Genomic DNA, 24,107 nt, shown 5'->3' on the forward strand with positions numbered 1-24,107 from the left:
GCTGCGAGGGCCGGGCAACGGGGTTACGCGGTGGTGGGGCTGCTGGTCCCGGCGCGCAGGGCCGCGATGAGCCAGGCGAACACGGGTGCAAGGCTCGGAGGGACGGGCCATGCGTTGATCACGGCAAGGAGGTGCCAGTAACGTTCCGCGCGAGGGTCGTTGGCCGTCTCCAGACGCGTCAACAACCACTCGCGCAGGTCGCCGTCGTCCGCACGGTTGAAGGCTTGGGCATAGCGGGCGGTCAGGTCACGGACGATGGGCACGGCCTCCGCGGAGGCCGGGGCGATGCCGGAGGCGAGGGCGTCGCCGACCCGGTCGCGGACGGCTTCGGTGAGCTCCTGGTGCAGGCCGGTGGTGTCGCCCTGGGCGCGCTCGTTGGCCTGGTGCTCGGCCATCCGCCGCACGGAGGCGCGGAAGGCCGGGTCCTGGGTGAGTTCGGCCAGCTCCACCCAGGCGTCGACCTGCTCGGGTTCGGGGTCGTCGGGCAGCTCGGGCATGGCCGAACGCATCAGGGCCACGAAGTCGGGGTTGGCCTCGAGACCGCCGAAGGTGTCGTCGATGAAGTCGTTGACCAGGCGTCGGCGCTCGTCGTCGGAGAGTTTCGCGAGCTTGTGCATGAGGTCCATCTCCTTGGGAGTAGAGCCCCGTTTGGCCACCGCCCGCAGCACCGCGCGTCGCAGCCGGAGGGTGCGGATCTGCACCTCCAGTGCGTCGGCGTGGGCCGCCGCGACTTCGGGCACCGAGATCTCCCGGTCCAGCACCCGCCGGATGACGGCGAGTTCCAGGCCAACCCTGGCCGCTCGCTACACGCAGTGAACCCCGTAGAGCGACCTCCCGAGCGGAGCACCGGTCTACCGCACGCGCGCACAGGACCCTGCACGGGTGAGGCGCACGCCTTCCACGTGCTTGTCGGCGGTGATGTCCGCGATGCGCCCGACGAACGGTTCGTCCGGGCCACAGCAGCCTGGATCGAGGGGGCCACCGAGGCGACCGCGGCCTGGGACGTCAGCGCCGTCCTCAGCACCGCGGCCGACGCGGCCGACGCGGCCGGCAACCACCTCGTGCGGCAGATCCCGCTTCAGCTGCCCGCCGACTACGACCTCCTCTTCTGCTACTTCCAGCCCACCTGAGCGCCTGCCCGGTCTCCGCAACACCAGCACAGGCTCCAGCAACAGCGGAGTCGACACGTATCGGGGCCGGGTTGGCTGCGGGTGGCCTGCCTCGCACGAGTTGGGAGTCGGGGAAGCGGGGCAGACGGGAGTCATGAATGATCATGAAGTCGCTGCGTACGGGGGAAGCCAGGCACATATGACCGCGCCTCTCGGCCGACAGGGCACGACGACGAGCAGACGGACCTTCAGTCTCCGCCAGACCGTGCTGGCCTTCGGGCTGCTGGCGCTACTTCTGTGTGGGGCCGCGCTCACGCTGAAGACCCTTGCCAAAACGGCTGGTGGCGGCCGTCCGGGCGCAGGGGTGGCCATGGCGGTTTGCGCGTCCGTAGCCCTCTTTGGCCTGCGTCGGGCCCGCCGCCGACGCCTGACGGGCCGTCTTGTCGACGCGGCCGAGGCGATCAGCCAGGAGCTCGCCGAAACACCTCGACCGGCAGGCCCGCGGACGGGTCCGGCGGCCGTTGCCCCGTACTCGCATGAAGCGGACCCGCTGGGCACCGACGTCGAGACCTTCACGGCAGAGGAGTACGGCGCCATGGACGCGGTCGCATTCGAGCAGGCGATAGCCGCCCTGTGCGAGCGGGACGGTTGCGCGGACGTGCAGGTCGTGGGCGGCGCGGGCGACCTGGGAGCGGACGTGCTCGCGACCGCCCCGGACGGCCGCTCGGTGGTCATCCAGTGCAAACGGTACGGGCCCGTGAACAAGGTGGGTTCGCAGGAACTCCAACGCTTCGGAGGCACCTGCTTCGCCGTCCACGAAGCACAGGTCGCCGCCGTCGTGACCACGGGCGAGTTCACCCAGCCCGCCGTCGAGTACGCCGAGCAATGCGGAATCCGCTGTGTGGACCACGAGCGCCTGGCCGCCTGGACCGATGGCACGGGTCCCGCACCATGGAACGAGATGGCGTCCTGAAGGCCGTGGGGAAAGCCCCGAGTGGCCGTGCACATCACCGTTCGCGCGACACGCCAGGCTCCTACCGGACTCGTTCCCCCGCGCCGACCGGGCCGGGCGCAGCAAGCCCCGGCGGGGTCGGCCCCAGCGGCGTACCCGCATGAGGTGGCCCCGCGGATCCACAGGTGGGCAGACCGCCGGCTGCGGCCCCGTACAGCGCGGGAAGCACGTGGACGAGGGCAGCGGTGATACTGGGGGTATATCCGGCCATCGCCGCCGAATGCCCGGAGGGGACGAGCGTCAACTGCGGAGTGGGGCGGATTCGGCTGACGCGACACCGGCCCGCAGAACGTGCGCACTCGCCCTGTGGGCCGGGAGCAGGCTGGGTCGCACGCACGATCTCACCGCGGCCCGCCGCCACCGCGTCATCACCACCTGCATCCCTCTCGGCCTGCCCGTCCTGGGCTGCCTCGGCATCGGCGGAACCTTCACCACCCCGCAACGGCGCCGTCCCCGTCATGAACTCACCCTCCAGCAGTGGGCGTTGAACAAGGCCATGCCCATCGGCGCTACCCCGTCGAGCGCGGCATGGCCCGCCTCAAAACCTGGCGCATCTTCCGCATGACACGTTGCAGCCCCACCCGGCTCACCACAGCCGCCAAAGCCGTCCTCACCCTGGAGAGCCACCGCTGAAAAACCTCAGTTGCTCGGCGCGGCAGCGGCCTGCTGGAAGGCGGACCGGAAGACGCGGGCAATGATCTCCCGATGCCAGGGGCAGGGGCGGCGCGGGCCGATGAACCCTTCCGGATCGGCGCCGGTCTTGGCCTTGGTGCGTTCAGGTCCTTCTGGATCTGGAAGGCGTTGGGGAGCGGGCGCTTGACCCGCTGACGGCCGTCTTCTCGTCCAGGACCCGTCACTGCGCGAGCTCGCGGCGGCGGTCGGCTACTCCAGCGCGTCCTCGGTCCACTACCAGCTGTGCGCGATACGGGAGTTGGGGACTCGCCGAGACACGCGGACGCCCCGGCCGACCCGTGTGCCCGCACTGGGAGGACTGGTCGGCAAGCGGCGATCGGCGGTAGCGGCGAGCAGCGGCCGCGAGGATGGCACGGCGGCCGCACCTTCGAGGGGCGTTGGATCCAGGAACGCAACCAGAATCCCCGTCCTTCAGGGCGGGGAGTACGTCAATTCCCGATCTCCTGCCCCTCTGACCAACCACCCGGCAGGGGCCGCCCGGGGGGGGCGGCCCGTCGCTGTTGGCCCGGCCAGGCGCCGGGCGATCGACTTCCCGGACATATCTTGGAAAAGCACTCGTCCGTGACGATCCCGCGCCGCATCCTGTCCCTGTAGAAGATCAAAATTAGGGGGCAGCAGATGTGGTCAGTAGTGTCGTCGAGCGGGGTGCCCGCAGCCGAGCGCTTCGACTGGTTCGCGGACATGGTGTCACGTGAGGTGGTGCCCACGGCGATCAGCAGCCAGTGCCCGGCGCGCTTCCAGGCCGAGGCCGGTGTTCTGGACCTGGGTGGCCTTCGTCTGTCGAGGCTCGCTTACTTGCCTCTGCGTTCGCGGCGTACGCCCGCACTGATCAGGCGAAGTGATCCGGAACAGTACCAGTTGGCGCTGGTGACCAAGAGCTCCATGCGACTGTCCCAGCAGGGCAACGACTGCGGCGCCGCTACCGGGGATCTCGTGATGTGGGACACCTCCCGGCCCTCTCTTGCCCAGTCACCCTCCCAAGGCGGTCTGGGCGAGCTGGTCGTCCTGCAACTGCCCCGCACAGCGCTCCCGCTGCGTGCCCGTCAGCTCGATCGTCTTCTGGCCCGCCGCATACCCGGCGGTCTCGGCATGGCGGCGATGCTGGCCTCCTTCATGAAGTCCCTCGTGGACAACGGCGACCGGTGTACGCCGGCAGAGCTCAAACGCCTCGGCACCATCACGGCGGATCTTGCGGCAGCGTGTCTGGCGCAGCACCTCGACGCCGAGGAAGACCTCCCCGCCGAAGTCCGCGCACAGGCGTTACTGCGGCAGATCCACACGTTCATCGAGCACCACCTCGGCGACCCGGAACTGACTCCCTCCGCCATCGCGGCCCACCACAACATGTCGGTCCGCGCACTCCACCAGCTCTTCCACGGCACGGGTGAGAGTGTCCACGCCAGGATCCGCCGGCATCGCCTCGAGCAGTGCCGAGCCGATCTGTCCCGCCCCGAACTACAGGCACCCATACAGGCCATCGCCGCCCGCTGGGGCTTCGGCAGACCGGCCGTCTTCAGTCGTACCTTCCGCGAGGCATACGGACTCAGCCCCTCCGAGTTCCGTGCGCTGAAGATCAAGGAAGTCTGCGCTGAGCGCAAACCGCGGTGACGATCTTCTTTCCTAGGCTCGGTGGCGACCGATCGACCAGCAGCACAGGGGGAAAAAGAGCGTCGTGAGAAAGACAAGCGTTGAGGCGGCCATGGCGACGGCTGCGGTGGCCGTCCTCGGAGTGATCGCTGCCTCTCCTGCGAACGCCGGCGGAGGTCCCAACACCCACCGGATCGTGAACGTGGCAAGCAACAAATGCCTCGAGATCCCGATGAACCACGACTACGACGGCGCCCCGGCCCAGCAGTGGGACTGCAACGGCGGCTCCAACCAGACCTGGATCGTGGACGCGACGCAGACGGCCGACGGCCGCCTGGCATGGACGTACCGGAACGCCGAGAGCGGCAAGTGCCTTGAAGTCGCCGACTGGCGCAAGGACGCGGGGGCTCCGGTGCGTGTGTGGCAGTGCACCGGTGGAGCCAACCAGCAGTGGGTGGAGGAGGTCGGTCAGGTCGGCGTGTCCGTGCGCAACGTGAACAGCGGAATGGCGCTGGACATGCCGGGATTCAGCACGGCCAACGACACCGACGCCGCCCAGTGGTGGCCCAAGAGCCGCAACGAGGCGGCCGGCAACCAGGAGTGGTACACGGGGCGCTGACGCCGGCATCGTTCCTTCCGTTCGCCAGGCTTCACCCGACCCCACACTTCCCCCGTGGTTGCTGACCCGAGCGGCACCGCCGCGTCACCCGGGGGTGGTGTGGGCGCTCTCGCCGCTCGCCGAACGGCGGCATTCCACTTCGGCCATCAGGCCGCAACTGAGGGGAGACGCACATGCGTTTCACGATGAGAAGAAGCAGTCTTCTGTCCCGTGCGGGGCTGGTATTCGCGGCCGTCCTCACCGCCTTCGCCACGCTGATGGTTGCGCCCGGCTCAGCCTCGGCCACCGTCACCTCCTGCTCCGGTTTCGGCTGTGACGGACACGACCCCGCCATTCAGAGCTGGCAGCGCGGCCCCACCCACCGCGACGGCCGGGATCACGGGAGCGGGTTCAGCGTCGAGCTGTGGACCGGCACGACCGACGGGGACTTCTACGCCTGGGCCAAGGCCTCGTATCCCACCGGCAGCAACCCGTACGACTACACCGTGTTCGTCCAGCGCTGCCAGTTGGACTACAGCATGTGCGAAAACCTCGGGGATTCACCCGTGGACCAGCTCAGGTACGAGGGCATGGACGGCAACACGGTGATCAGGCACACCGGAATCTACTACGACCCGGCGGCCCGTACGGCCCGCGCGTGTATGCGAGGCGCAGGTCGGGAGGTGTGCACGGGCTGGGTCTAGAAGACGACACGCGAAGGGCGCGGCAGCCTGCTGTCGCGCCCTTCGCTGTTACGTCCCCAGACGCACACCGGTTGGCCCGCGGCCGTCACCGCGACACACGCCGTTCCGCCTCCCCCGCGCGTCGTCACGGCCCTCACGTCCTCACTTCATGACGTCAATGCCCCACCCTCGCGCGTCGCTGTGACGCGCGAACCCACGACACACAAAACGGGAGATCCCCTTGAGACCTCGCAGAACCGCCCGCAGAGCACGGGTGCCCGTGCTCGCCTCGGCAGGCCTGGCCATGGTCGCCGGATTGCTGCCGGGCACCATGGCCTGGGCCGGGCAGTCGGATGCCGCCGAAACCCAGCCCCCGGCGCCCGCTGCGGCCGCACCCAACACGGTGGCGCCCGAGCAGCGCGGCGACGCCCTCGGCAAGGACTGGAAGAAGTCGACCGACCGTGCGTGGACGACGGCCGGAGACGCCACCGGGTTCCACGTGCTGGTCGCCGACGCCAGCGCGGGCTACACCTGGCGCACCGTGGCGACGCTGTCGGAGCCGGGCCTGGAGACCGATCAGTGGATCGGCAACGCCTGTGTGACCGGTTCGGGCACGCGGGCCGTGGTGGTCTACGCACCGCGGGCGTTCACCAACCGCGCCGACCTCTTCGACCGGGGTGCCTTCACCGCGGTCGTGGACCTGCGGTCGGGGAAGGTGACCAAGCTGCCGCTCAACGCCAGCCTGGCCTACTTCGACCCCGGTTGCGGTGCGGGCGACACCGCCGTCGTCACACAGGCGAGCGTCGACGGCAAGAGTGAGCAGACACAGTTCCAGACCGTCGACGCCACCACCGCAAAGATCGTCTCCGCGGGGACCATCGACGGCCAGGCGACCTCCGCGGTCCCGGTCGGCAAGGACGTCATAGCCGCGGCCGGGCCGCACCTCATCAAGGTGAGCCCGGCGGGCAAGGCGGACGTGGTGGCCACCACGCACGGCACCGCCACGCGACTGCACCCGGACGCCGACGGCAACGTCGCCTTCCTGGAGCCCGCCAAGGACGGCAAGGTCGACGTCCAGCACCTGCGCGGCCGTACGGTCAAAACCCTGGCCGTCGGCGACCTCGGGCAGGTCGGCCTGGCCCAGGGCGCCGCCGGCAAGGTCTTCCTGACCGGCAAGTCCACCGCGGCGAATGACCTGCCCTCGACGATGCGACGCGTCACCGCGGCACCCGCCCAGGCGGAGCTGTCGACCCATGGCCAACTGGCCGTCGTCCAGGCCGTTCCCCAGCACCTCGCGGACAAGGTGGCCGCGCCGTTGCAGCGGGCCAAGACCCGGGCGGCCGAGGCGGTCGAGATCAAGGCGACGGCCACTGGCACCGACAAGCCGCTGGCCTTCACGGTCGCCACCCAGCAGACCCCGGCCCAGGCCGACGCCGGTGCCAAGCCCTCACCGCTGCTACCGTTCATCGCGGGCGGCCGCAGCAGCGTGAAGAAGGCGCTCGCGACGTCCGGTGCCAAAGCCGCAGCCTCGGGCGACCCGGGCAGCGACCCGGTGGACGGCGACCGCTACTGCGCGGTGCCGCGCAACGACGTGAACACCCAGGTCTACCAGCCCACGCCCAACCAGGTGGAATGGGCCGCGGACATGGCCATCCGCGGCCTGCTGACCTCCGGCAACATCAACCGCCCCGCGAACTGGCGCAACTCGGGGCTGCCGGCCTGGTCGCCGCAGGGCATGTTCCCGCCACGCACCCTGGCCACCGGCGGCCGGATCCCCGCGCAGGTCATGCTGGGCATCCTGACCCAGGAGTCCAACCTCTGGCAGGCGAGCAACCACGCCGAGCCGGGCGAATACGGCAACCCGCTGATCGGCAACTTCTACGGCACCAACATCTACGCCGGCACGACGGGCTACGACCCGAAGCGCATCTGGAAGATCAACTGGGACAAGGCCGACTGCGGCTATGGCATCGGCCAGGCCACCGACGGCATGCGCATCGCCGGGCACCCCAAGGAAGGCGAAGTGCTCCTGCCTCCGGACCAGCAGCGGGCCGTCGCCGTGGACTACGCCACCGGCATCGCCTACTCGGTGCGCATCCTGCAGGACAAGTGGAACGAACTCCACACCGCCGGTACCCAGATCAAGCTCAACGACGACGACCCCACACGGCCGGAGAACTGGTTCGCCGCCGTCTGGAACTACAACGCGGGCTTCAACGCACCGGGCAGCAACCCGGACGACCCGTCGGCCTGGGGGCTGGGCTGGGCCAACAACCCCTCCAACCCCAAGTACCCGATGGACCGCGGCGCGTTCCTGGACAACAACCACTACGCGGACGCAGCCAAGCCGCAGAACTGGTCGTACGAGGAGAAGGTGATGGGGTGGGGCGCCTTCCCCATCGACACCGGCCGCTCCTACGACGACAACGGCAACCTCAACAAGGGCAACACGCACGGCTTCTCCTCGGCCTGGTGGTCCAACGCCTCGGAGCGCACCTACGCCATCAAGCCGCCCATCACGACGTTCTGCGACACCACCAACGGCTGCGACCCGCTCAACCCGCCGGTCTGCCACACCGTCGCCTGCTACAACCAGCACTGGTTCCGCCACGACGCCACCTGGAAGAACTGCGGCAGCAAGCCGGCCACCCCGGGCGGGCTGGTCAACGAGTGCGGCAACGAGTACCTCACCTACAAGACGGTACGAGGCGAGCCCGGTGACGCCCACCCCAAGCTCGGCCCCTGCGACACGGCCGCGCTGCCCAGCGGCACCGTAGTCGTCGACGACCTGCCCGACGGCGCGCCCCAGAACCGCTGCGCATCGCGCGGCTGGTCCAACAACGGCTCCTTCTCCTGGGAGTTCCGCACGGACGACGAGGGCAAGTACGAGGCCAAGGAGGACCTGCACCAGATCGGCGGCGGCTTCGGCGGCCACTACTGGTTCTCCCACGCGCGTCAGCCCAACAACTGGGACAACTACCTGACCACCAACGGCACCTGGAAGCCCAGCCTGGCCGACCACGTCTACAAGGTGCAGGCGTTCGTCCCCTACCCCTCGCACACCACCAAGACCGCCCACTACGAGGTCACGACCAAGGACGGCAAGACCCGCGAGCGGATCGTCGACCAGTCCAAGGCCAACAACGACTGGGTGACCGTCGGCTACTTCCAGCTGGGCTCCAACGCCAAGATCTCGCTGTCCAACGTCACCAGCGACTCCACCTCCGGCGACCTGGACGTGGCCTACGACGCGCTCGCGTTCGTCCCGGTGGACGCGACGTACGAGCACCACACCTTCGACGCGGCGGCCATCTTCGAGAGCAACCAGAACCTGGACACCGACACCCCCTGGCTGATGAAGACGCCCATGCGGACGCGTCAGACCATCTACGACTGGGCACACTCACGCACGGCCGGCGGAACGACCTTCGACAACAGCGGACGGCTGGTCGGCCTGTCGAACTTCCAGGTCTGCGACAGCAGTGCGTACAACGACCTCTGCCTCGGCGGCAACGTCTCCGCCGCGATCAGGTCCTGGCAGGCCGACGTCGACGCGGCCGGAACGGACCCGAACGCCCACCCCTCCCAGGCCGACTGGCTGGGATTCTCGATTCCCGCGCCTCCGGCGACGATCAACGAGCACACCTTCGACGCGGACCGCTCGTACAAGATCCGCACGCACATCGACACCTCGTACATCGTCGGCCCGGACGGCAAGATCATCCCCGGCACCGAGGAGATGGCGGACTCGGGCCGCACCGGCGACACCGAGATCGCCCCGTTCGCACGCAACTTCATCCAGGCGACGGTCAAGGACTACGGCTCGCTCGGCGTCACCCTGCCCGACCTCTCCTTCGACGCCAAGGACGGCAACGTCACCGGTCGGACCACCCACGTGGCCAACCCGCTGGAGACCGGCCTGACCCCCGGGCAGGCCTACCGTTCGGGCCAGCAGCCCACCACCATCGACTCCACCGGCAAGTGCGTGACGACCAAGTTCGTCAGCGGCGGCAGCATCGGATACCGCCCGCTCGACGAAGCGCCCAACACCGACGCCAACATGAGCGCCTGGGTGAACAAGCTCAAGGGCCTCGCCGACCAGCGGAAGATCCCGACCGAGGTCGCGGACACGGCGGGCGACATCTACAGCCTGTTCTTCCGCAAGCCCGCGCTCGACGGCGGCGGCAACCCCCAGGGCTCGCTGTTCAACATGGCGCCGCCGATCTGGCAGAACGTCAGCATGGCCTTCTGCGGGGGCGGAACCGTCAAGTCCACAGCTGCGGCGAACATCGACACCAACCCGACGACGGGCCTCGTGTACCAGAGCTACATGCCCAACCTGTACCTCTACCTCGACGGCCACATGGTCGACGAGACCGGGCAGCCGACGAACGGTCCCGTGCAGCGTGGCGACTTCAGGTCGTTCTCCAACCTGCCGCTCGGCGACGACCACCACACCGGCTACGGATCCTGCGGCACCGAGATCAAGGGCAACGGAGGAAACCCCTGGAGCCTGAAGGCAGTGCCTTCAGGACTCCCCGGAGGCACTCCCACCATCCCGATGTTCTGCGATGACGGAAGCCACGCCTCCAGCTGATGTCCCGGCCCCGGCCCGGTCCGCCACCGCGGGCCCGGCCGGGGCCTTCGCCATGCCCGCGCTCCTCAGCTTCTCCGCGTAGTCGCCCAGGTCGGTAGCCTGTTCGGCGGTCAGCGGCACCGCCGCGGCGACCTTCCCCCAGCTCGGACTCCAGGCCCTCAACGGCAGGCCTGTCGTCCGTGCGTCGATGCCTCCGCGGTTCATTCGCCGAGCAGTAGGGCAGCGACCGCCTCCGGGGCCTCATGCATGGCGTCGTGTCCGGTGGGGAGGTCGTGGACCTGCCACTCGGGATCGGCTTGGAGTCGGGTGCGGAGTTCAGCGAACGGCGTCCGGTCTTCCCATCCCGAGCAGTAGACGAACTCCCGAAGGGGGACCTGGGCGAGCGTGCCTGTGAGCCGGATCGTTTGCAGGAACGAGGCGAGGGGATGGGGACGGCGGCGGGGGTCGCCGCCGTCCGGCGGTCGGACGGCGTGGCCGGTGGCCGCAGCGCCGGCAGCGAACACTTCCCGGAAGTGCTCGTTCGTTGACGACCAGCACGACTCGCCATCGCGCGGTACGTAGGCGTCGAGATGCACCAGTCGTGAGATCCGGCCGCCTGCGCGGTCGGCGGCGGCGGCGATCACCATCCCGGCGTAGCTGTGGCCGACCAGCGTCGCGCTGGTGATGTGGTTGTGATCGAGGTGCCGCAATACGTCGTTGGCGTGCGTGTCGAGGTTGGCGGTCGCGACCGTCGCGTTGTCGTCGTCTGGCCGCAGACCGGTCAGGGTCAGGGCGTGAACGGTGTGACCGGCACGCTCCAGCAGCGGAACCACCGCCTCAAACGACCAGGAACCCTTCCAGGCACCGGGCACAAGGACGAACGTCGCCATGCGTTTCTCCTTCTGTCTCAAGCCGCGGCATCGAGGCACGCTGCCTCGATGACATGTGGTGCGGTCGGGCGCTCTGCGCGACTGAAGACCACTCCGCATGGAGGCAGTGTCACCAGATCACGGTGTGGCTTGCTACCGCTAGGATGACAACTGATGCCTGTTCGCCGCCAACCTCGCCTGATCGCCGGTGCGACGTCACATATGTGGCCCTCTGGCGGGCGCCACCTGTGGCCATCCGGCGAAACCAGTGCAGTGCAGTCGCACGCACGGGGACACCTGGTGTACGCGGCCAGCGGTGTCCTGGCAGTTCACACCGAGCGCGGCACGTCGATCGTTCCCGCCAACCGGGTCGCCTGGACCCCCGCCGGATTCACGCACTACCACCGCGCCCACGGCGACACCGATATGCGGATCGCCTTTCTCGCGCCATCCCTCGCCCGGCTCATCCCAGAGCATCCCGCCGTGTTCCTGGCCTCCGACCTCGCCCGCGAGGTCCTGCTCGCCCTGACCGGACCCCGCAACTACGACCACGCCGCGCCCGACTACAGCCGCTCCGCGCGCTCTCGCCTCCTTCGCGTCCTCGTCGATGAACTCCGCGAAGCACACGAACAGCCACTGCACCTGCCGGAGCCACGGGACGACCGACTGCAAGCCATTGCCCGGATGCTGCACGAGACGCCGGCAGACAACGCCACACTGGCCGAACTCGGGAAGACGACCGGAGCCAGCACCCGCACCCTCAGCCGACTGATCCGCAACGAACTCGGCATGACCTTCTATGAGTGGCGCACGCAGCTACGCATCTACCACGCGCTCGTGCTCCTCGCCGACGGCCACGACACCACCCAAACCGCCCACGCCTGCGGATGGGCCAACCCCAGCAGCTTCATCGCAGCGTTCACCAACATCATCGGAACGACCCCGGGCCGCTACCGAACCAGTCGCCAGACCACCGCCCACGCATCTCAACTCCCGACGGTGGCCAAGTCCTCGGGGTGATTCGTACTCGCACCCGGGCGATGTGGTCCGCGATCGTGCCTGGTACGCGGAGGCGAGGTTGTCAGTCCTCAAGGCCGGGCCACGACTCTGCTTCAGGCGGTTGCTACGGCCATCGGCGCGATGGCCGTCTGGTTCGCGCAGTGGTGGCGCACGCGGCGTAGGACGAATGGCACCAGCAGCTGCGGAGAGCGCGTGTTCTTCTGAAGTTCTCCACGTGAGGGCCTGATGCGGCTGGCACGCCCGCCAGGGGCTGGCGGCGTCGACGGCCTGGTGCTCGGAGTCGGTGACGATGCCGAGCCGCCGTACGTGCGCGCACTCGTCCAGGTCCTTCCACTGGTGCCGGCTGAGGTCCGGGTCGATGACCAGGTCCACGGTCAGGTCGAAGGTGTCGAACCCTGCGGCCGTAAGGGTGCCAGCGTCACCCAGACGCTGATCAACGCCTACCGCTCCACGAGGTGGCCTGAAAAAAGATTCCGCCTCAAGGCAACCTTTTGCGGAGCCTGTGACCACAAGGAGTTGGATCCGGCCATTCCGGAGCCTGGATCCGCCTTTTGTCTGGTGAACAGCATGCAAGGAGACACCTCCCCCATGAAAAACCCCACGAACGGCCGGCGCCGCGGGCTTCACCGCCGTCGCTGGACCGCGACCGGTCTCCTGCTCGGCGCCCCCGCCCTCGTCGTGCCGTATCTCCTGTTCGTGCAGGAGGACTCGCAGGCCGCGACGGTCGACGGTAATGCCTACTACCGGCTGGTTTCTGTGCACAGCGGCAAGGTGCTGGACGTCAACGGCTTCTCCACCGCCGACGGCACCCGTATCCAGCAGTGGACCGACCAGAACACCGCCAATCAGCAGTGGAGACTGAGGCCCACCGAGGACGGCTACTACGAGCTGGTGAACCGCAACAGCGGCAAAGTACTGGGCATTGCGGGCGATTCGACCGCCGAGAAGGCCGCCGCTGAGCAGCAGACCGACAGCTCCTCCACCTCCCAGGAGTGGCGTATCGACGAGGTGAGCGGTTCCGACGCCGTCACCTTCACCTCCCGCAGGAGCGGCAAGGTCCTGGACGTCTCCGACGCCTCCACGGGCAACGGCGCGGCAGTCGTCCAGTACCCCGGCAAGGGCAGCGCCAACCAGCAGTGGAAGCTGGTGAAGGCAGTCAAGGCCGAGGCGGCCGCGGCCGGATCGTATGTGTGGAACAACGCCCGGGTAGTGGGCGGCGGTTACGTCACCGGGCTGGTGTTCAACCCCCGCGAGAAGGGTCTGCTGTACGCGCGCACCGACATGGGCGGCGCCTACCGCTGGGACGCCGCGGCCGAGCAGTGGATCCCGCTGACCGACTGGATCGGCGAGAAGGACTGGAACCTGCTGGGCATCGATTCGCTGGCCACCGACCCCGTAGACCCCGCCCGTCTCTACCTCGCAACGGGAACCTACACCAACAACTGGGCGGGCAATGGCGCGATCCTGCGCTCCACGGACCGGGGCCGCACGTTCCAGCGCACCGATCTGCCCTTCAAGGTGGGCGGCAACGAGGACGGCCGCGGGGCGGGCGAACGGCTGGCGATCAACCCCGCGGACAACGGCACCCTGCTGCTGGGCACCCGCAAGAACGGCCTGTGGCGAAGCACCGACCACGGTGTGACATGGCGTCAGGTCTCCTCGTTCCCCGTCAAGGACGGTGCGAGCAGCGGCGCGGGCATCTCCTTCGTGACGTACGGCCCGGCCGGCAGCAAGACGGTCTATGTCGGCGTCGCCGACAAGTCCACCTCCCTGTACCGCTCCACCGACGGCGGCAACACGTGGCATGCCGTCTCCGGGCAGCCCACCGGCCAGCTGCCGCAGCACGGCGTGGTCTCCGGCGACGGCTCGCTGTACCTGACGTACACCGACAACCTCGGGCCCAACGGCGTGACGGGGGGCTCGGTGTGGAAGTACACGCCCGCCCGTGGGACGTGGAAGAACGTCTCCCCGTCCAGCGGCAGCTACGGGTTCTCCGGTCTGGCCGTCGACCCGCAGAAACCGTCCACGGTGATGGTCACCACCCTCGACCGGTGGTGGCCCGAGGACGAGCTCTACCGGAGCACCGACGGCGGCACGACCTGGAAGACGCAGGCCGCGAAATCGGTGCGGAGCACCTCCGTCGCGCCTTACGTGGGTACCGGCATCGGGCACTGGATGACCGCCCTGGCCATCGATCCCTTCAACTCCGGGCACGTGCTGTACGGCACGGGCAACGGCATCTGGCGCAGCAAGGACGCCACCGCCCCCGACAGCGGCGGTACCAGCCACTGGGCCGCAGGGGCGCAAGGGCTCGAGGAGACCGCGCTGATGGATGCGATCGCCCCGCCCGGCGGCGCCACCGTCATCACCGCCATGGGCGACCAGGGCGGTTTCCGCCACGACTCCCTGACCGAGGTGCCCGCCGGGCGGCTGAAGAACCCGATGATGGCCAACAGCACCGACATCGACTTCGCCCAGTCCAACCCCTCGGTGATGGTCCGCGTCGGTCGCGGCGGCGCACAGGACGGCGCCTACTCCACCGACGGCGGCAGCAGCTGGAACGGCTTCAAGGCAGAGCCGGTGGCCGGCGCCGACAGCGGCCATGTCGCGCTCGCGGCTGACGGCTCCGCCATCGTCTGGACCGAGGCCGGTCAGGTACCGTACCGCTCCACCGACAAGGGGGCGAGCTGGTCGAAGGCCAGCGGCCTGGGCACCGGCGCTGTGGTCGTCGCCGACCGTTCCTCGGCCAAGACCTTCTACTCACTGGCCGGCGGAACGCTCTACGCCAGCACCGACGGCGGCGCGACCTTCACCGCCCGCGCCACCAACCTGCCCGCCGGCCGTCTCACGGCCGTCCCCGGCATCGCCGGGGACCTGTGGATCGCCGACGGTGCCAAGGGCCTGCTGCACTCCACTGACGGCGGCCGCACCTTCACCCCGCTCACCACGGTGCAGTCGGCCTCCGCCCTCGGCTTCGGCAAGGCCGCGCCGGGCGCCGACTATCAGGCCCTGTACCTGATCGGCACCGTCAGAAACGTCAGCGGAGTCTTCCGCTCCACCGACAAGGGCGCCACCTGGCTCCGCGTCAACGACGACGCCCACCAGTGGGGCAGCATCGGCGCAGTCGGCGTCATCACCGGCGACCCCGACACCTTCGGGCGCGTCTACGTCGGCACCAACGGACGCGGCCTCCAGTACGGCGACCCGTCCTGACCCCAGCGCCCCCAGCGGGGCCGCAGACACAACAGCCTGCGGCCCTGCCAGGGCTGCTGTCGGTGCTCGCCGGACACCCGGCCCACGAGCGGCCAGGTGCCGCGGACCGACCCTCGCTCAGCGGAGCGGGCCGACGAGGCCCTCGCCCATCTGCGCGCGACGGTCGACCGCGTAGTGGCGGCGCACCGCTTGTGCGCGATCTTCTTGCCGATACTCACGGGTCGCCGCCCTGCATGAATCATCTGCGGGGGATGTGGCGTCAGGGGCATCCCCCCCTGTGGTCGGCTGGCCAGCGATCCGTACGTGCGCGGCTGCCGGCCTACCGGGGCTCCGATCGGTGCTTGAACGGGTGCGGCCCCCTCCGGCGCTCACCGTCCGGGTCGGGATGCTCATCGTCGTAGGGCGCGTCGGCCCCGGCATCGCCCGTCGCCTGCGGGTGGGCGATGTCGCGCTGGTCTACGGCGTCGTCGCGGCCCGTGTCACCGGCGGCCGTGCCGCGGCGCGACTCTTTGAGTCCAGGCCGCCCGTCGTGGCCGCGGTGAGAGGTACGGCGGGCACCGGCCAGGAGGAGGCTCAGCCCGAGCAGGGCCACGGCCCCGACGACGATGCCGTAGAGGAAGAGGGTGCCGGTGGAGCCGGTGACGTCGTAGCCGAATACGGAGAATCCGCCGGTGAGCTCGTGGGCGGCGCCGTCGTTGGTAACGACGCCGGACACACCTACGACCAGGGCGGCGGTCAGAAGGACGAGTCCGAGGATGACGAACATGGCGCGCTCCGGGGGTATGCGCTCCGTCCCCTCCACGGTGGAACTGCGATGTCCGGGAAGCCACCGCCCGGGGGGCGGGCCTAATCTGGGGACAGGGGCCTTTCATCACTCCGTGAGGTCGGCATAAATCATGATCATCCTCGGAATCATTCTGCTGGTCATCGGCTACGTGGCCAGCCTCGCCATCCTGTGGACCATCGGCATCATCCTGGTCGTCATCGGCATCATCCTGTGGATCCTGGGATCCGTCGGGCACAAGGTGGGCGGTCGTCGGCACTACTGGTAGCTGACCCAGCGCGGGAACCGACCCGCTCTCGCACGACCCGACGCCAAGGACGCGTACAGCGCGGCCGTCACGACCACCTTGCCGCGCCTCCGGCACGCGCACCCGCGAACCCGGGCGTCACACCATGGCCCTCTTCTCCCTCCTGCTGATCGCCGCGATCGGGCTGGTCGTCGTCGCTGCGACCGTGCAGGCACGCTGTATCTTCTCGCCGTCGGCATCTGCTCTCCGTCGGCGTACTGCTCCTGGTCGCCGACCTGCTCCACCTCGCCGTGAGATCGGTACTACGCCGCCGACGCCCGGCCCACTGACCCCCAGCCGCCGCCGCGGCCCGGTCGTTGTCCGTCACGGCGTACGCACCGGACCAGCCACCACGTGCCAAATAGCATATTTCCGGGCAATCTGTGAAATTCTGGATTGTGGCACCAGCAGGGACGACGGCCCGCAGCGGTAACGCTGGTACGCCCCGGCTCCGGCCGCTGTGTGCGCTGCCAAGGAGTGGAGGATGCGATGTGGACCATCGTCATCATTGTGGTCGCCGTGGTGGTCCTGGCCGCCGTCGCGTTGACCATGCGGACCATGACCCGGCGCCGGCACCTTCGGGAGCAGTTCGGTCCCGAATACGAGCGCGCCGTCGAGGCGGAGCAAAGCCGTGGAGCGGCCGAGCGCGACCTCAAGGAGAGGGAGGAGCGGCATGAATCGTTGGAGATCAGGCCTCTGCCCTCCACGGTCCGCGACCGGTACGCCCGGGACTGGGCCAGCGTGCAGGAGCACTTCGTCGACAGTCCCGACCAGGCCGTGGGTGAGGCGGACCGGCTCGTGACCACGCTCATGAGCGAGCGCGGCTACCCGACCGGCAATTTCGAGCAGCAGAAACGGGACCTCTCGGTCGAACACTCCCGGACCCTGGACCACTACCGCACCGCCCATGAGATCAACGGGCGGGCCGGCAGCAGGGACACCACGACGGAGGAACTGCGGAGCGCGATGGTCCACTACCGGGCGCTCTTCGAGGAACTGCTGCACGACGACACCGATTCGCCGGATGAAGAGCGCCGCTGAGCGCCCACCAACCGCAGGCGGCCGTCCGGCCCCGCACGGAGGTGAAGGGACATGCAGAGAGAAGGACCATACGGGCGCGACGACGAAAACGCCGAGCCCGCCAAAGAGACGCTGTCCACCGAGGACATCGCCCGGCCCCAGACGGACGATGACCTGACGGCGGCACCCGACGACGAAGGGACAGCACCCCGGACCAGAATCACTGACGAGGCCGGAAACGAACCGGACGCGGCAGCTGGCGAACGGGACGAGTCCAAGCAGAAGCCCGATACCGCCCCGCTTCTCGGGACCCAGGAGGCAGAAGGGCTCCGTACCCGATGGCAGGAAATCCAGCAGGGCTTCGTCGATGACCCGAAGCAGTCGGTGCTCGCGGCAGACGGGCTCGTCGCCGAGGTCATGCAGCTGCTCGCCACCACGTTCGCCGACCACAAGCAGGGACTCGAAAGCCAATGGCACCGAGGCGAAGAAGCCGCCACCGAGGACCTGCGCCTGGCCCTGCGCCAGTACCGATCCTTCTTCGACCGCCTCCTCAGCACCTGACCACCGGCCCAAACCCGTGACGAGTACCGCGCGACTGTGGGCACTTGGACGCATAACACCGACCGGTGTCTCCCCCACGCAGAGAGGATCGGGTGGACAGCCGCCGGCCGGTGCATCCCGCAGAACAAGTCACATGGGGGCGACCTCCCCGCCGGCTGGACGGCAGCGAGCGAGACCAGCGCACCCGCAGCTCCCCGACCTTGGCCACGTACCACTTGCCGTTGCCGCGCAGGAAGAACCCGTTGGCGGTGAGCCGGATCAACTGCTTGCTGTCCCGCTTCGACTTGAACCTGGGCGGTGCGACCTTCGGGCCCTTGCGCTTGCCGGTGACCGAGGAGAAGAGGTTCCGGTAGGCGGTGTGCAGGTCCCGCAGGGACTGGACCAGCACCACCGAGGACACCTCGCCGAGCCAGCCGAGCCAGGCGCGTTCTTCGGTGCGCTTGGCCGCGGTGACGACCTGCTTCTGCAAGTCGTTGTCCTTGATGTACGCCGGCTTTGCCCCGTGTGCTTCCCGACGGGCTCGAAGGCCGTCGTTGAAGACCACGCGCGCACACCCGAACGCCCTGGTCAGCGGAGCGCGCTGTTCGGGCTCGGGGTACACGCGGAAGTTGTACCGCAGCTGCATGAAGCTGATCGTGTCGTTACCGAGGTGGAGCACATCTTCGGCGACCTGGGGGGTACGCGCCCGCGCCCCGTCGGTGGCCACGCCGCTGCTCGACCTGGCCACCCTGCGCCTGCGCGTCCACCGGCACCGCACGGCGGCGGCCGCCCGCCGGCTCACTCCTGGGGCAGCGCCTCGCGGAGCCTGTGCAGGGAGGCCGTGTTGTTGCCGAACTGGTTGATCGCGGGCGCTCCCCGGTGGGACGGGCCGTAGCCGTGCTTGAGGAAGTTGGCGAACGAACCGCTTGCGCTCAGGTCGACGAAGAAGTGGCGCTCGGGCTCCGGGAAGGCCGACGCCATCAGCTCGTCGAACCGGATGCGCTCGCGGATCACGTCCCACAGATAGCGCTCCAGGTGCTCCGGCGCGCCCGGGTCCACGGTCGCCGCGTGCGTGGCGGAGTACAGCGGCAGGCGTGCGGAGCGCAGCGGGACCGTCCGGGCCGCGTCCATGATGGCCGGGCGGATGGCGTCCAGGTGCGGGGAGTGGAAGGCCTGGCGGACCGGGAGGCGCACGGCGATCACGCCCTCCCGGTCGAGCCCGGCCCGCAGCTCCGCGAGCCGGTCCGCCGCGCCGCTCACCAGGAAGTTGCCGTCGTAGTTGACCCCGGCAAGGGTCACCGCGCCGAACAGGTCGGGCCGGTCCGCGAAGAGCGAGGGCGCGGCAAGCACGCTCAGCATGCCGCCGTCGCCGCGCTCCGCCAGCAGCCGGGCCTGGCGCATCACCAGCCGCAGCCCGTCCTCGAAGTCCATGGACCCGGCGACGGTGGCCGCGATGTACTCCCCCAGGCTGTGGCCGAGGACCGCGTCGGGCCGCACGCCCTCCTCGCGCAGGGTCTCGGTGAGGCTGTAGCCGATGCTGTAGAGCGCCGCGTGCGTGGTGAGGACGGAGTCGTACTCCTTGCCCTTGCGCGCGTCGTCGTAGATCGCTTCCACCAGGGAGGCCCCGCCCGCCGCCCGGTGGGCCGCGCTGCAGCGGTCCAGGGCGCGGCGGAACGCCGGGTGGGTGTCGTAGAGTTCCCGGCCCATCTGGTGGTACTGGGTGCCCTGGCCGCCGTACATGAACACCACCTCGGTGCGCGGCCGGGCGCTCACCGCGGGCGCCGGGGGCTCCTCGGCCAGCGGCAGCGGGTCCTTGAGGATCTGGTCGGTCAGCTTGGCCAGGACCCGGCCGGGGCCGATCTCGTGGAAGGTGCGGTGCCCCTGGCCGATCAGCCAGGAGATGGACTCGTACCACTTCACGGGGCTGGATATCTGGCGCGTCAGATACTCCGCGTACCCCTGCTTCGGGTAGGGGCGGGCCGTGCAGTTCGCGACGACCGGGATCGTCAGCTCCCGCAGCTCGAACCCGGCGAGGTAGCGGGCGAACTCCTCCTCCACCTCCGTCATGCAGCGCGAGTGGAAGGCCGCGCTCACGTTCAGCGGGATGAAGGCGGCCCCGGCGTCGGTGAAGGCGGTGCGCAGCTCGGGGGCGAACACCTCGTCGTACTCGCCGGAGACGATGCACTGCTCGCGCGAGTTGATGTTGGCGATGTCGAGATTGCGGAACGGCAGGCTCTTGAGGATCTCGTCGACCCGCCGCTGGTCCAGGCGGACGACCGCCGCCATCGCGCCCTTGGGCGCCCGGCTCATCAGCTCGCCGCGCTTGCGGACCAGTTGGAGCCCGGTGAGGAAGTCGAAGGCACCGGCCGCGAACAGCGCGCAGTACTCCCCCAGGCTGTGCCCGGCCACCACGTCGGGCAGCTCGCCGCCCGCCGTACGGTCCAGATAGGTGAGGGCGTTGACCACGTACAGCGCGGGCTGGGTGTACTCGGTCCTGGCCAGCACCTTGTCGGGGTCGCGCAGGCAGAGCTCCTCGATGGAGTAGCCCAGGCACGCGTCGGCCTGCGCCACCAGCTCCGGGAACTTCTCGAAGAGCCCCTCGCCCATGCCCTTGTGCTGCGAGCCCTGGCCGGGGAAGACGTAGACCGATTTCATGAGTAACTCCCGTACGTTCCGAGCTGTTGGCCCAGCAGGGCCGCTGTTTCCCGCAGCAGGTGCTCCGCGACGGCGGCCACCCGGCGCTCGCGCCACTTCTCCAGCGGGGTGTCCCGTACCCAGGCGTTGAACGCGCCCATGGCCGGGCCGCAGTGGATCTGGTAGTCGACCCGCTGCTCAGCGCTGCCCGCCATGGCGAGGCGGGTGGAGTGGACGAAGTACCAGCGGAAGACGAGCGCCATCTTCTGCTTGGGGCTGCGCTCGATCTCCGCGAGCCGCTCCGGGAAGCGCCGGGCGACATGGGCCCGGGTCTCCGCCCAGACCTCGTCGATGGAGCGCCGGAAGAACTTCTCCTCCAGTGTGGTGCGCGTCCGTGCGTCCAGGTCGTCGAGCGAGTCGTGGCGCAGATACAGCTCGTACAGCTTCTGGGCGCGCGCCGGGAAGAACAGCCCCTTGCGCACTGCCTGGACCTTCGCGCCGACCTCGAACATGTCCCCGGCGGGCGCGTAGTCGGTGTCGTGGACGCCGAGTTCCTGGAGGATGTCCTTGACGGCGTCGCTGGTGCCCGCCTCGACGGTGCACTGGTTGATGGACCCGGTCACGATGAAGTCGGCGCCCAGGGTGTACGCGGCGAGCGCCGCCTCCGGGGTGCCGATGCCGCCCGCCGCCCCCAGGCGCACCGGCTCCGGGTACCCCTCCTCCTCGCCGATACGGTCGCGCAGCGTGCGCATGGCGGGCATCAGCACATAGGCGTTGCCGCCGTCGGTGTGGCCCGCCGAGTCGGCCTCGACGCACAGGTCCTGGGCGAGCGGCAGCGCCGCGCCCAGCTCCGCCTGTTCGGCGGTGACCAGGCCGCGCTCGACCAACTCCCGTACGAGCTCGGGCGGCGCGGGCCGCAGGAACCGCTCGGCGACCTCGGCGCGGGACACCTTGGCGACGATGTGGTGGTCCTGGACCACGTTTCCGGCCGCGTCGCGCGAGAGTCCGGCGAGCCGGTAGCGCACCAGGGGCAGCGTGGGGCGGATGTAGGCGGACGCCTCGACCGTGCGGACGCCGTGGCGCAGATACAGCTCCACGGTGCGCATCTCCAGGTCGGGCTCCTGCGGGTTGCTCAGCAGGTTCACGCCGAACGCCTGGCCCTGGTCGAGCTCCCGGCGGATCCGGGTGAGGGCGTCGTCGATCGTGTCCAGGCCGAGGCCGCCGGTGCCGAAGAAGGAGAGCAGGCCGGCCCGGCCCATCGCGGTGACCAGCTCGACCGAGGCGATGCCCTTGTACATCGCGCCCGCCGCGTAGGCGTACCGGACGCCGTGCGCCTCGCGGAACCGCGCGTTCCCGAGTGCCTCGGGCGGCACGGTGAATTGCATGGGGGCCTCGGTGGGTCGGGGGGGTTCGAAGGACTGGGGTGTCGTGCCGACGGGCTCGGCCGGGGCCGCCTCCCACGGGAACACGCCCTCCTCCGCGTACCGCTGGATGGCCCGGACGTTCTCCGGGTCCTCGAAGACCAGGCGGTTGGTGGCCAGCGCCGCGCTCTTGGCGTGCTCGGTCACCGGCGACAGCTCGCGCAGATACGCCTTGTACCGCGTGACCGCCTTCTTCGACAGCCGCCCGAGCCGCTGGAGGTGGATGCGCAGCAGCGCCTCGCTGTCCGGCCCGTACGCGTCGACGAGCCCCCACTCGCAGGCTCGCGCCGCGTCGGCGGTGCGGGTCGTGGCGGCGAGGTAGTGGGCGTGCTGGAAGCCGGTGCGGCGGATCAGGAACGGGAGCACCATGGCCGGTATCAGGCCGAAGAGCAGCTCGGAGAGGCTGAACGTGGCGCTGTCGTCGGCGATCACCACATCGCTGGCGGCCACCAGGCCGACCCCGCCCGCGTTCGCCTTGCCGCGCACGTGCGCGACCGAGAGGAAGTCGCCGTACGCGAGGAGGCGGAACAGGTCGAACAGCGGCTCGGGGTCGGCCGCCGTGCGCCCGCCCTCCCGGACCGCCGCGCCGATCGCCCTGAAGTCGGCGCCGAAGCAGAACACTTCTGGCAGCCCTTCGAGCACCACCACGGTGGCGGACGAGCGCGAGGCGCGGGTCAGGACCTCGGTGAGCTCGCGCACCAGGGTCTCGTTGAGCGCGTTGTCGGCCTCGGGCCGGTGGATCCGCACGTACCAGGTGGTGCCCTGCTCACGCAGCCGCAGCGTGGTGGGGGCCGGTCCGTCCATCAGCCCACCCATGCGTACTCCCGGTGGTAGTTCTTGATCTCCCGCAGGACGAGCCGGGGCCCGCTGCCGTTGCCGGTCGCGGCGACGAGGTCCTGGTTGACGGCCGCGTCGCGGGTGCCGAAGCGGATGAAGTCGCGGTCGCTCAGCAACCGGTCGTACTCGTCCAGGGAGAGCCGGTAGCGGCCGTCCAGATGGGCCTCGATGGCCATCTCCTTCAGCCGGGCGGCCCCGTCCGGGGTGACCACGCCGCTGTAGAACTCGGAGCAGCAGCCCGACCCGTAGGAGAAGCAGCCCAGGCGCCGGGGCGCGTCGAAACCGCCGTTGCAGACGGTGCTCGCCAGCGACAGGAAGACGGTCGCGCCCATGATGTTGCCGACGCGGCCGCAGTACTCCAGGCCCGGCATCACCCGGCGCTCGAAGTCCTCGGCGATCTCGGTGCCCTTCGCCCTGGCGACCTTGCGCATCATCGTGCGGTGGGCGCCCTTGACCATGCCGCCGAAGGGCGTGTGGAAGGCGAGGTACTGGAAGGAGTCGCGGTAGTCGGCGCCCGCCACCTTCTTCTCGTACGCCCGGTAGGACTGCTCGCAGCAGTCCAGGTACGACATGAGGGACAGGTCGACGTCGCCGGACTCGCTGTCGGGGGCCGGACGGCAGGTGTCCATGACCTCGTAGCCGTAGTAGCCGCTGGCGCCCACGTCGAGCTGGAAGACGTGCGGGGTGTCGCTGATCAGCATGGCGACCGCGCCGGCACCGCCGCTGGGCTCGGCGTACGCCCACTCCTGGGCGGCCGCCTCGTCGCCGTCCTCAAGGAGGTAGCGGGAGATGTCGGTGGCGATGACCAGCGCCTTCGCGCCCGGCGACGTCTGCGAAAGGATGAAGTTGCAGGCCATCTGGAACCCGGCGGTGCCCGCGTAGCAGGCCTGCTTGAGCTCGAACATCCGGCAGTTGCGGCTCAGGCCCAACTGGTCGTGGAGGTAGGTGCTGGTCGACTTGGAGAAGTCGACGCCCGACTCGGTACAGGTGATCAGCAGCTCGATGCTGTCCTTCTCCTCGGCGCTCAGCCGGTCGAGGAGCGGCCGGGCGGCGTTGGCGCCGAAGGTCACCGGGTCCTCGAAGGGCAGCGCCACGGTCTTCTCCCTCATCAGGAGGTTCTCCAGGCGCGGGAGGTCGAGCCCCCGGTGCTGCGCCAGTGCCTTGACGTCCAGCACTGCCGAGCCGCCAAACACGTTCATCGCTTCGATACCGACGCGGGACATGT

At 69.4% G+C, this 24,107-nt stretch carries 18 protein-coding genes and 1 pseudogene; 12 read left to right on the forward strand and 7 right to left on the reverse strand.

Annotation, left to right across the window (positions count from 1 at the left end):
* Positions 1–23: 23 nt before the first annotated feature.
* Positions 24–761, reverse strand: coding sequence for a MerR family transcriptional regulator (locus tag ACZ499_RS25605; RefSeq protein WP_468678249.1), 738 nt, complete (start codon positions 759–761; stop codon positions 24–26).
* Positions 762–938: 177 nt separating this feature from the next.
* Here ACZ499_RS25605 and ACZ499_RS25610 point away from each other — a divergent pair.
* The 7 genes and pseudogenes from ACZ499_RS25610 to ACZ499_RS25640 form a co-directional block, all read left to right on the forward strand.
* Positions 939–1,130, forward strand: a pseudogene (locus ACZ499_RS25610) (DUF2267 domain-containing protein); the annotation flags it as partial.
* 178 nt (positions 1,131–1,308) lie between these two features.
* Positions 1,309–2,082, forward strand: a complete 774-nt coding sequence (locus tag ACZ499_RS25615) for a restriction endonuclease (RefSeq protein WP_468678251.1) — start codon at positions 1,309–1,311, stop codon at positions 2,080–2,082.
* 516 nt (positions 2,083–2,598) lie between these two features.
* On the forward strand, positions 2,599–2,754 hold the full coding sequence (locus tag ACZ499_RS25620) for a hypothetical protein (RefSeq protein WP_468678253.1): 156 nt from the start codon (positions 2,599–2,601) through the stop codon (positions 2,752–2,754).
* A 678-nt stretch (positions 2,755–3,432) separates the two neighbouring features.
* Positions 3,433–4,422, forward strand: coding sequence for an AraC-like ligand-binding domain-containing protein (locus ACZ499_RS25625; RefSeq protein ID WP_468678256.1), 990 nt, complete (start codon positions 3,433–3,435; stop codon positions 4,420–4,422).
* A gap of 91 nt (positions 4,423–4,513) precedes the next feature.
* Positions 4,514–5,020: an RICIN domain-containing protein gene (locus ACZ499_RS25630; RefSeq protein ID WP_468678304.1), complete on the forward strand. Its 507-nt coding sequence runs from the start codon at positions 4,514–4,516 to the stop codon at positions 5,018–5,020.
* Positions 5,021–5,205: 185 nt separating this feature from the next.
* On the forward strand, positions 5,206–5,703 hold the full coding sequence (locus ACZ499_RS25635; protein ID WP_468678258.1) for a hypothetical protein: 498 nt from the start codon (positions 5,206–5,208) through the stop codon (positions 5,701–5,703).
* A gap of 220 nt (positions 5,704–5,923) precedes the next feature.
* Positions 5,924–10,279, forward strand: a complete 4,356-nt coding sequence (locus tag ACZ499_RS25640; RefSeq protein ID WP_468678260.1) for a golvesin C-terminal-like domain-containing protein — start codon at positions 5,924–5,926, stop codon at positions 10,277–10,279.
* Between the two features lie 200 nt (positions 10,280–10,479).
* On the opposite strand, the gene ACZ499_RS25645 is transcribed toward ACZ499_RS25640, so the two are convergent.
* On the reverse strand, positions 10,480–11,148 hold the full coding sequence (locus tag ACZ499_RS25645; RefSeq protein WP_468678261.1) for an alpha/beta fold hydrolase: 669 nt from the start codon (positions 11,146–11,148) through the stop codon (positions 10,480–10,482).
* A gap of 252 nt (positions 11,149–11,400) precedes the next feature.
* On the opposite strand from ACZ499_RS25645, the gene ACZ499_RS25650 reads away from it, so the two are divergent.
* Both ACZ499_RS25650 and ACZ499_RS25655 read left to right on the forward strand, forming a co-directional pair.
* Positions 11,401–12,147, forward strand: a complete 747-nt coding sequence (locus ACZ499_RS25650; protein ID WP_468678263.1) for an AraC family transcriptional regulator — start codon at positions 11,401–11,403, stop codon at positions 12,145–12,147.
* Positions 12,148–12,735: 588 nt separating this feature from the next.
* Complete coding sequence (locus tag ACZ499_RS25655; protein WP_468678265.1) at positions 12,736–15,360, forward strand: RICIN domain-containing protein; 2,625 nt, start codon at positions 12,736–12,738, stop codon at positions 15,358–15,360.
* A gap of 319 nt (positions 15,361–15,679) precedes the next feature.
* On the opposite strand, the gene ACZ499_RS25660 is transcribed toward ACZ499_RS25655, so the two are convergent.
* Positions 15,680–16,162 carry a hypothetical protein gene (locus ACZ499_RS25660; RefSeq protein WP_468678266.1) on the reverse strand — a complete coding sequence of 161 codons (483 nt, stop codon included), beginning with the start codon at positions 16,160–16,162 and terminating at the stop codon, positions 15,680–15,682.
* 94 nt (positions 16,163–16,256) lie between these two features.
* Here ACZ499_RS25660 and ACZ499_RS25665 point away from each other — a divergent pair, with 94 nt between their 5' ends.
* The 3 genes from ACZ499_RS25665 (at position 16,257) to ACZ499_RS25675 (ending at position 18,011) form a co-directional block, all read left to right on the forward strand.
* Positions 16,257–16,412: a DUF6131 family protein gene (locus ACZ499_RS25665; RefSeq protein WP_385533922.1), complete on the forward strand. Its 156-nt coding sequence runs from the start codon at positions 16,257–16,259 to the stop codon at positions 16,410–16,412.
* Positions 16,413–16,919: 507 nt separating this feature from the next.
* A complete protein-coding gene (locus ACZ499_RS25670) occupies positions 16,920–17,471 on the forward strand; it encodes a hypothetical protein (protein ID WP_468678268.1) in 552 nt (183 codons plus the stop codon).
* 51 nt (positions 17,472–17,522) lie between these two features.
* Positions 17,523–18,011, forward strand: coding sequence for a hypothetical protein (locus tag ACZ499_RS25675; RefSeq protein ID WP_468678270.1), 489 nt, complete (start codon positions 17,523–17,525; stop codon positions 18,009–18,011).
* Here ACZ499_RS25675 and ACZ499_RS25680 read toward each other — a convergent pair.
* Genes ACZ499_RS25680 through ACZ499_RS25695 form a run of 4 tightly spaced genes read right to left on the reverse strand, consistent with a single transcriptional unit; the run spans position 18,001 to position 24,105 of the window.
* Complete coding sequence (locus tag ACZ499_RS25680) at positions 18,001–18,738, reverse strand: RNA-guided endonuclease InsQ/TnpB family protein (protein WP_468678272.1); 738 nt, start codon at positions 18,736–18,738, stop codon at positions 18,001–18,003. The genes ACZ499_RS25675 and ACZ499_RS25680 overlap by 11 nt on opposite strands.
* Before the next feature lie 50 nt (positions 18,739–18,788).
* On the reverse strand, positions 18,789–20,645 hold the full coding sequence (gene fabD / locus ACZ499_RS25685; RefSeq protein WP_468678274.1) for an ACP S-malonyltransferase: 1,857 nt from the start codon (positions 20,643–20,645) through the stop codon (positions 18,789–18,791).
* A complete protein-coding gene (locus ACZ499_RS25690; RefSeq protein WP_468678276.1) occupies positions 20,642–22,861 on the reverse strand; it encodes an enoyl-CoA hydratase/isomerase in 2,220 nt (739 codons plus the stop codon). The genes fabD and ACZ499_RS25690 overlap by 4 nt, the downstream gene beginning before the upstream one ends.
* Positions 22,849–24,105 (reverse strand): hydroxymethylglutaryl-CoA synthase family protein, encoded by a 1,257-nt coding sequence (locus ACZ499_RS25695; protein ID WP_468678278.1) that lies wholly within the window; start codon positions 24,103–24,105, stop codon positions 22,849–22,851. Before ACZ499_RS25695 ends, ACZ499_RS25690 begins: the two co-directional genes overlap by 13 nt.
* Between the last annotated feature and the right edge of the window lie 2 nt (positions 24,106–24,107).

The sequence above is a fragment of the Streptomyces sp. NPDC031265 genome (assembly GCF_055570295.1).